At 40.1% G+C, this 9192-nt stretch carries 7 protein-coding genes; 5 read left to right on the top strand and 2 right to left on the bottom strand.

Annotated features, from left to right (window positions below; all coding sequences use genetic code 11):
- From FJ218_05425 to queG, 3 genes are all read left to right on the top strand, one after another.
- On the top strand, window positions 1–983 hold a 983-nt coding region (locus tag FJ218_05425; protein MBM4166345.1), incomplete at its 5' end, for a T9SS type A sorting domain-containing protein.
- A 140-nt stretch (window positions 984–1123) separates the two neighbouring features.
- Window positions 1124–1522 carry a hypothetical protein gene (locus tag FJ218_05420; protein ID MBM4166344.1) on the top strand — a complete coding sequence of 133 codons (399 nt, stop codon included), beginning with the start codon at window positions 1124–1126 and terminating at the stop codon, window positions 1520–1522.
- 5 nt (window positions 1523–1527) lie between these two features.
- Window positions 1528–2460 carry a tRNA epoxyqueuosine(34) reductase QueG gene (gene queG, locus FJ218_05415; protein ID MBM4166343.1) on the top strand — a complete coding sequence of 311 codons (933 nt, stop codon included), beginning with the start codon at window positions 1528–1530 and terminating at the stop codon, window positions 2458–2460.
- A 361-nt stretch (window positions 2461–2821) separates the two neighbouring features.
- Here queG and FJ218_05410 read toward each other — a convergent pair whose 3' ends face one another.
- Entirely contained in the window at window positions 2822–3967 is a 1146-nt protein-coding gene (locus FJ218_05410; GenBank protein MBM4166342.1) for an acyltransferase, read from the bottom strand.
- Window positions 3968–4190: 223 nt separating this feature from the next.
- Window positions 4191–5171 (bottom strand): phosphate acetyltransferase, encoded by a 981-nt coding sequence (gene pta, locus FJ218_05405; GenBank protein MBM4166341.1) that lies wholly within the window; start codon window positions 5169–5171, stop codon window positions 4191–4193.
- Between the two features lie 435 nt (window positions 5172–5606).
- Here pta and FJ218_05400 point away from each other — a divergent pair, with 435 nt between their 5' ends.
- Window positions 5607–7364 carry a T9SS type A sorting domain-containing protein gene (locus FJ218_05400; GenBank protein MBM4166340.1) on the top strand — a complete coding sequence of 586 codons (1758 nt, stop codon included), beginning with the start codon at window positions 5607–5609 and terminating at the stop codon, window positions 7362–7364.
- Between the two features lie 192 nt (window positions 7365–7556).
- Window positions 7557–9074, top strand: coding sequence for a fumarate hydratase (locus FJ218_05395; protein ID MBM4166339.1), 1518 nt, complete (start codon window positions 7557–7559; stop codon window positions 9072–9074).
- Window positions 9075–9192: the final 118 nt, after the last annotated feature.

The following is a 9192-nucleotide window of genomic DNA, read 5'->3' as shown; positions in this document are numbered from 1 at the left end:
ACGGCATCAATTTTTCCGACCGATTTAACTGGAGTACGCCCTTCGTTTTTAATCCGTTAAATTCCGCTTCGCTTTTTCTCGGCTCGGATAAAATGTATAAAACAACCGACCGCGCAAACAATTGGATTGCAATTAGCCCCGATTTAACAAATGGACCTTCACCGGGAAATTTACCCTATGGAACTATTACAACCATTGCAGTTGCTCCATCGGATTCGAACACAATTTATGCGGGAACCGATGATGCAAACGTGTGGGTAACAACCAACAGCGGTGCCAATTGGACGAATATTTCCGATAGTTTGCCGAATCGTTGGATTACGCGTGTAGCAGTAGATAACGTCAATCCGCTCACTGCTTACGTTACTATTTCCGGTTATCGATGGGGAGAAAACATCGGGCATATTTATCGAACAACAAGCGCAGGAGCAGACTGGAACAACATTCACGGAAATTTACCCGATGCGCCCATAAATGATATCATCGTAGACACCGAGCGCGATTCAACATTGTATATTGCAACCGATGTTGGAGTATTTGCATCGGAAAACCTGGGCAACTCGTGGCACACTCTCGGAAATAATTTACCGAATGTAGTTGTCAATGATTTACGATTGCATAATCCGACCAGAACTCTTGTTGCGGCTACCTACGGTCGTTCGATGTATAAAATCAAACTGGATAGCGTGTCATCGGTGCAAAGTGAAGTTTTTCAGAAGTTACGTTTTTCGCTTGAACAGAATTTTCCTAATCCATTTAATTCGACTACGAAAATTCGATTCACGATTCCCGAATCCGGATACGCCACATTGCAAATATTTGATATTAGTGGAAAAGTAATTACGATACTGGTTTCCCGACAACTTTCTGCAGGGAATCACGAAATTGATTGGAGCGCAAATGAAATTTCCAGCGGCGTTTATTTATTTAGATTAACAACAGATACGTATATTGAAACCAAGAAATTGATGGTCATAAAGTGAGGTGAGATATTTTATACATTCCATCGTTCAGTTTAGTATTCTCTGCTTTCCAATCGCAAAATCTTTGTGAAGGAATTATTCACTTGGGAGATAAAATAACTACTTTCTAATTTTTTTCAACAAACAACTATTTTGGTGCGATGTTAAAAAACTATAACACATTTGCTTACGATAATAATAATGACAAGAGAAAAACTCATAGTGTAAATAACACAAACAGATTTTCTCCCAAAAACGACCGAACATTCCTTCCGCCGAAAGAATCGGGAGTACGAACGCTCTCTCTTGATTTGCCTGATAAACTTTTTGCAAAATTGTTGCGATATGCACAACGCAGAAATATTTCGGTCAAAGCGCTTGCTATTCAGTTTATCAAAGAACATCTTGAACGAGATAATCAGCATCAACGCAAATCGAATAACAGAAATGAGGGAAATCATTCCAACAATGCGAAACAACAACGCAACGCTCATAACGTTAAGAAACCATTGCAAGAAGCCGTTGATATCAATGTACCCATCTATATTGAAGAAGAGTAAGTTGTATCTTCAATATCGTGTCGCTTTCTCAACAAATAAAATCAATTGCAGTTTCGTTAGGATTTCATAGCGTTGGAATTGCAAACGCTGAAACGTTGGCGGAGGAAAAAGACCATTTGCTTCGTTGGATATCTCGCGGTTATTCCGGTACGATGAAATGGATGGAACGCAATTCGGAAAAGAGAATTGACGTTCGTAATATTTTTCCAGATGCAAAATCGGTGATATCGGTGGCAATGAATTATTACACTCCGCATCATCATTCTGAAATTGAACACACATGTAAAATTTCACGATATGCGTGGGGAGATGATTACCACGATATCCTCACTCCAAAACTTCATCAACTTCTCCATTGGATAAAATGCAACAATCCGACAGCAAACGGCAAAGTGTATGTTGATACGGGACCAGTTCTTGAAAAAGTATGGGCGCAAAAATCAGGAATCGGATGGAAAGGAAAACACACGAATATTATTTCCAAAGAATATGGCTCGTGGATTTTTCTCGGTGAAATTATTCTCAATCTCGAACTCGATTATGACAAACCTGCGATTGACCATTGCGGAGATTGTACGCTTTGCATTGATGCTTGTCCCACGCAAGCACTTGTCGAACCGTATATTCTTGACGCAACCAAATGTATTTCGTATCTAACGATTGAACACAAAGGAGAAATTGATTCTTCTCTTGCAAAAAATTTTTCTGGATGGCTTTATGGTTGCGATATATGTCAAGACGTTTGTCCGTGGAATAAAAAATTTGCGAACCCAACAAATGTTGCTCAGTTTGAGCCGCGGGACAATAATATTCAGCCGAAGGTAACGGAAATCGAAAATATGTCAGAAGAAGAATTCAAGTTGAAATTCCAAGGAAGCGCAATGAAACGAACGAAACTTTCGCGATTGAAAAGAAATGCGAAAACATTGTACTTGTAATTATTCGTATGATTGAGTGTTCTTACGTAACAATCAACTGCGCGGAACAGTAGTGATATTGATGGCTATATGAACGGCTATCAGCAATCGGATAGTTTGATTTTTACGAGCAGAGGAAACTGTACGCGCGGATGAGTTTCAACAAAATCATAATATAAACGCAAGTACGACTCGAAAGAAAAAATGGGAACACTCGAATTTTCCGACGTGGAAATTTACGTTCTCAATAAAATGTTGCATGGGTGTTTAGAAAATGGAATTGCAAAGAAAGGAAGATGCGCCGACGGAATTTTTCACTCGTACTCAAAAAAAGTTTGATTGCGAATGGAAAATTAGTTCACAACCATACGTCAAGTAACAATTAGAGCGTTAAGAACAACACCAAAAACGCTGTTGCCATTCCTATTTGTAACGTCCGATACATATTCGTACGGTGATGTTTTAAGAAACTCCAAAGTTTGGAACTATAAATAACAGCAACAGTTACTGCGATAAAAATAAATGTTGCCTGGAACGGATGAAGTGTTGGACCAAAGAAAAACGTAAGACTCTGTGAATTCACCGGACTTCCATAAATTATCGGCAGATGAAACACATAAATAAAGAGTGATTCTTTTCCCATCATCGGAACAATCGACGGAATAGATTCGAGCCGCGTTGTTGCATACCACACCGCAGAAAATAACAGCAGAACACATCCAAAACGTACGAGTACGAAGTTCGGACTTGTTTTCCAAAAATCATTTATAGGATATAACTGAATCGGAAGAAAATATGCGATAGCCGCAATTGCTGCAACGATTATTCCTGCAACAGAAATCCGTTTGAAAAAACGTGGAATATCTTCGGATGAGCATTGTAAAAATAATTTAGAGAGCATTATTCCGGCAAAAATAAATACAGCATTCGGAAACAACGGAAAACTGGAACCGTTGTAAATATCAAGATACTGCGAAACGGAAAGTGGAAGCGATTTTAGAAATCGTTGGTCTTGCAGTAATGGCGTTGCAAGAAGTATAATTCCAGTCACGGAAAATATCATGCGCAAAAATTTCTTTTCATCTTTCATAAAAAACAAGAACACCTGCGAAAACAATAACGTTATTCCAATGCACTGAAGCACATCCACTTGTGTAAGAGAAAGATAATCGTAATACGTGGACGCAGTAAGAATTTGATTGAGAGAAAGTTTGGGTAAATGAATCGCATAACCAAGCAGAAGGATAACAAAAAATTTTCCGATACGTTTGAAAAATACGCGCGACGGATGAAAATAATCTTCGCTTCGCTTAAATGTGGAAATACCGAATGTTAATCCTGCAGAAACAAGAAACGCCGGCGCAGTGAGTCCGTGAATAAATTCGTGAACTTCAAACCAGATAGACGTTCGGTGAACATTATCAAGTAATGCGCGAAATGTATGACCTTGCAGCATCAGAAAAATTGATACGGCGCGAAAGATGTCGAGGAAAAGAAATCTTCCGCTTTGTTGTTTCAGTGAATTCAATTTGTAAGTTGTTGAGATGTTGAGTATTTGAGATTTTTAGAAATAGTAGATGCCATACTCAAAGACTGTGAACGTTCTTTCTGAGCAAAAAAAGAATCATAAATGATTCTCGTTTCCATACAGATTTATCGGTGGTTCTTTGACCAGCATGACTATTTATAGTCGTGGATGATTATTATATGCAACACATTTTTTAAAAAAGTATTTCATCTGTCATCTAACTTTATTTCATCACTGCGCAAATTGCGGCAACATTGACAATATCTTCCATCGAACATCCGCGCGACAAATCGAATGCAGGTTTTTGTAATCCTTGCACAAGAGGACCAATTGCCTGCGCGCCACCAAGTCGTTCAGCAAGTTTATAGCCAATGTTTCCAGCATTTAAATCGGGAAATACTAACACGTTTGCTTTCCCAGCAACATTACTGTTCGGCGCTTTTCGTTTGCTGATGTCAGATATAATCGCGGCATCAAGTTGCAATTCTCCATCGAGTTGCAATTGTGGTGCTTTTTGTTTTGCAATGCGCGTTGCTTCTTGAACTTTTTCTATGAGCGGATGCGATGCACTTCCTTTTGTCGAGAAAGAAAGCATTGCAACACGCGGTTCTTCACCGGTAAGTTTAAAATGATTTTGCGAAGTCGTTATTGCTATATCCGCAAGTTGCTCAGCAGTTGGTTCCGGAACAACTGCGCAATCGGCAAATGAAAAAACCTGATGAGGAAAAACCATTAGGAAAAAACTCGACACAATAGAAACTCCTTCTGCAACGCCGATAATTTGAATTGCCGCGCGCAACACATCTCCCGTTGTGGAAAGCGAACCGGCAACACTTCCATCGGCAAATCCTTCGCGAACGAGCATCGCTCCGAAGAATAACGAATGTTCCATTTGCGTTTGCGCTTCGGTGAATTGTATTCCTTTCGATTTTCGCACATTGAAATAAATATGCGAGAAGTCGGAATGTTTTTCTGATTTGTTCGGCTCGATGATGCGTATTCCGTTCAACGAAACATTTTCCGTTTCTGCTTTTTTCCGAATTTCAATTTCATTCCCAATTAGAATCGGATTTGCAATTGTTTCATCGGAAATAATTCGAACTGCTTTGAGTGTGCGAATATCTGTTGCATCAGGAAACACAATTGTGCGTTTCAATTGTTTCGCTTTTGCGCGAATAGACGTGAGAAGTTGAAATGGAATCATAAAAAAATGATGTAAAATATACTTTTGAATTGTGACTAATTCAAAAGATTATAGATTAAATGATTTGCAGAATCTGACGTAGAATTTCTATTTCGGGTTCTGTATATTTTTGCCGCAAAGAGAACGTAATTTAGGGTCCGTACTTTTTTATTTTAAACAAGTTTTCTCTGAGTATCATCAGCGAAAACATCTGTCGCAGACTCGACTCGGAGAGCGTACAATCTGCACGAAATTTTTCTCGCTGATGATACGCTAATACGAAACACGTTCAAATTGTTTCCCTTCTAAATTTTCCCTATGTTATCGCCCGAAAATTGCAAACAGTAAACAATAATAGTATCCACACTTACGCTTGATATTTACAACAAGTTTTTTTAATTACCAACGTAGAACAAGTTTCCAACTTGTCTTACACAATTACTGAAAGCAAACTTTATGAAACTCTATAACAGACACTTACTATTTACTGCGCTTTTATTTTTCTTTACGCTATTGCATACTCCATGTGTATTTGCACAGGTGATTAGCGTTTCTCCTGCGCAAAATGCGTGGAACGTGCAACCAAACGCTACGATACAGGTTACGTTTGCGCAAGCGATGAATCCCACAACATTTAACGACACTTCCTCGTTTTTGGTGAACGGACAGACAAGCGGAAGGTATCGCGGGACGTTTGCATTTACTAACGGCAATACAGTCGTTACATTTACTCCCAATGCTCCTTTTAAAAAAGGCGACATTATTACGGTAAATGTAACCAACACAATAAAAAATGCAAACGATGTTGCTATTGCACCGTTGCTGTGGCAATTTTCAATTGTTGTGAATACTTCTGTTGGTACATTTTTGACAAAGGTTGATTATACAACAGGAACTGATCCGTATTCAGTTTTTGTGAACGATATAGATGGCGATGGTGATGGCGATATTGTTGTTGCAAATAATGGTTCACATACAGTTTCTGTGTTGAAGAATAATGGGAATGGAACGTATGCGGAGAAAGTTGATTATGCAACAGGTAGTTTCCCGATATCAGTTTCTGTGGGCGATATCGATGGCGATGGTGATGGCGATATTGTCGTTGCAAATAGGTTTTCAAATACAGTTTCTGTGTTAAAGAATAATGGGAATGGAACGTTTGAGGAGAAAGTTGATTATGCATCAGGGATTGGGCCATCTTTCGTTTCTGTGAACGATATAGAAGGCGATGGTGATGACGATATTGTCGTTGCAAATTGGAATTCAAATACAGTATCTGTTTTAAAGAATAATGGAAATGGGACATTTGAGGAGAAGGTTGATTATACAGTAGGAATTTATCCGCGCTCAATTTCTGTGAGCGATATCGATGGCGATGGTGATGGCGATATTGTAGTTGCAAATTTCAATTCAAATACAGTTTCTGTGTTGAAGAATAATGGGAATGGAACGTATGCAGAGAAAGTTGATTATGCAACGGGAAATTATCCAAATTCAGTGTATGTGAGCGATATCGATGGCGATGGGGATGGCGATATGGTTGCAAATGCAAGTTCAAATAATTCAAATATAGTTTCTGTGTTCAAGAATAATGGGGATGGCACGTATGCTGCGAAAGTTGATTATGCATCAGGGATTGGGCCATCTTTCGTTTCTGTGAACGATATAGAAGGCGATGGTGATGGCGATATTGTCGTTACAAATAGAGTTTCAAATACTGTATCTGTGTTGAAGAATAATGGAAATGGAACATTTATGGCGAAGGTTGATTACCCAACAGGAGATAGTCCATATTCACTTTCTGTGAGCGATATAGATGGGGATGGTGATGGCGATATGGTCGTTGCAAATCACGGTTCAAATACAGTTTCTGTATTGAAGAATAATAATACCACCTCCACCATCTCCGCGGGGGAAGTAAATATTCCTAAAGAATTTTCATTAAGTCAAAACTATCCGAATCCGTTTAATCCGACAACAACGATTCGATTTGAAATTCCCGTAGGGGCAATTCATGAATTGCCCTTACAAACAACGTTGAAAATCTACAACGTTCTCGGTCAAGAAGTAGCAACGCTTTTGAATAATGAAGAAATAGAAGAAGGAATGCACGAAGTTGAATGGGATGCGAGTGGTTTGTCAAGCGGCGTGTATTTTTACAAACTTTCTACATCAACATTTTCGCAAACGAGAAAATTGTTGCTTGTAAAATAGTAGCATTTGTCATTCCCTCGTAATAGGGAATCCATTGTTTAATTTTAGATTCTCGCTTTCGCGGGGATGACAGTTGAATAAAAGCGATTTCAATAAAACGAAATCGCTTTTTCATTTCCCGACACTCGATAATTTTTCCTTCCATCTTTACTTATATTTACAACGAAAATTTTTAACTAAACATTTCGCGTTATGCCACAGTTCAAAGATAGTATTCTCACACTCGTTATTGATACTTCCACCAATCTTCCACCTGATGTCCGCGAAGCAATTGCAAAAGCAAAGCAAACCGAAACTCCGGGAACACGCTCATCGCTCGCGCTCGATATGATTGCGACCAATGTTGATTTCGCGTGTGAAGTCGAAGGCGCAATTTGTCAGGACACGGGAATGCCGACGTTTTATATTCACACACCCGTCGGAACAAATCAAATCGAATTGCGAAAACAAATTCTCGAAGCAGTTGCCGAAGCGACGAGACTCGGAAAGTTGCGCAACAATTCTGTGGATTCGCTCACGGGAAAAAACAGCGGCAATAATTTAGGTCCAGGAACGCCGGTGATTCATTTCGAACAGTGGGAAAACACCGATGAAATCGAAGTGAAGTTGTTGCTCAAAGGCGGCGGTTGTGAAAATAAAAATATTCAATACTCACTTCCGATGGAACTTCCCAATCTTGGAAAAGCGGGACGAAATCTCGATGGCGTTCGCAAATGTATTATGCACGCTGTATGGCAAGCGCAAGGACACGGTTGTGCGATTGGCGCGATTGGCGTTTCGATTGGCGGCGACAGAACAACGGGATACGAACATGCGAAGTTGCAATTGTTCCGCACGCTTGATGATGTAAATCCAAATCCGGAATTGCGGCAACTCGAAGAATACGTAATGCAGAACGTGGACAAACTCGGCATCGGCACAATGGGATTTGGCGGAAACACAACGCTCATCGGTTGCAAAGTCGGCGTTCAAAATCGTTTGCCAGCGAGTTTTTTTGTCTCGGTTGCGTATGATTGTTGGGCGTTTCGTCGGCAAGGAGTAATTCTCGATGCGAAAACATTTGCAATTAAGCGTTGGCTCTACAAAGAAAAACCGATTCAGAAAATGATGAAGGAAGAACTTTCATTGACGGGAAGAGAAATAAAATTGACGACGCCGATTACCGAAGAACAAATTCGTAAACTCAAAGTCGGCGATACAGTTTTGATTTCCGGAAAGATGTTTACGGGGCGCGACCAAATACACGCATACTTGATGAACAATCAATCGCCTGTAGATTTGAACGGACAAATAATTTATCACTGCGGTCCCGTTGCGTTGCAGGAAAACGGAAAATGGAAAATCACCGCCGCTGGTCCGACAACAAGCAGCCGCGAAGAGCCATATCAAGGAGCGATTATCAAAAAGTTTGGTGTGCGCGCAGTTGTGGGGAAAGGCGGAATGGGCGCGAAAACATTGGCAGCATTGAAAGAAAGCGGCGCAGTGTATTTGAATGCGATTGGCGGCGCAGCACAATATTATGCTCGCTGCATTGAAGAAGTGGAAGGCGTTGATTTAATGGAGTTTGGAATTCCCGAAGCGATGTGGCATTTGCGCGTCAAAGATTTTCCCGCGATTGTTACTATGGATTCGCACGGAAATAGTTTGCATGCAGAAGTGGAACAATCGTCTGCGGTTGAGTTGGCAAAGTTTGCTGATGCGGTGATGTAGGAATTTATTCCACGCAAAGTCGCAAAGTCGCAAAATAATTCTCTTTGCATCTCTGCGGCTTTGCGAGAGAAAAAAATCAAGGCGGTTTGTAACAATACGAATCGCCTTTTTCTTTTGC

The organism is Ignavibacteria bacterium (assembly GCA_016873775.1).
Lineage (GTDB): Bacteria > Bacteroidota > Ignavibacteria > UBA10030 > F1-140-MAGs086 > JAGXRH01.
Note: the sequence above shows the minus strand (reverse complement) of the source record. Positions and strands in the feature narration are given on the sequence as shown.

What these genes read in the sequence shown, in the direction of transcription:
- FJ218_05420 (MBM4166344.1), top strand. Translation starts at nt 1,124, where the DNA reads ATGTTAAAAAACTATAACACATTTGCTTACGATAATAATAATGACAAG.
- FJ218_05400 (MBM4166340.1), top strand. Translation starts at nt 5,607, where the DNA reads ATGAAACTCTATAACAGACACTTACTATTTACTGCGCTTTTATTTTTC.
- pta (MBM4166341.1), bottom strand. Translation starts at nt 5,171, where the DNA reads ATGATTCCATTTCAACTTCTCACGTCTATTCGCGCAAAAGCGAAACAA.
- FJ218_05395 (MBM4166339.1), top strand. Translation starts at nt 7,557, where the DNA reads ATGCCACAGTTCAAAGATAGTATTCTCACACTCGTTATTGATACTTCC.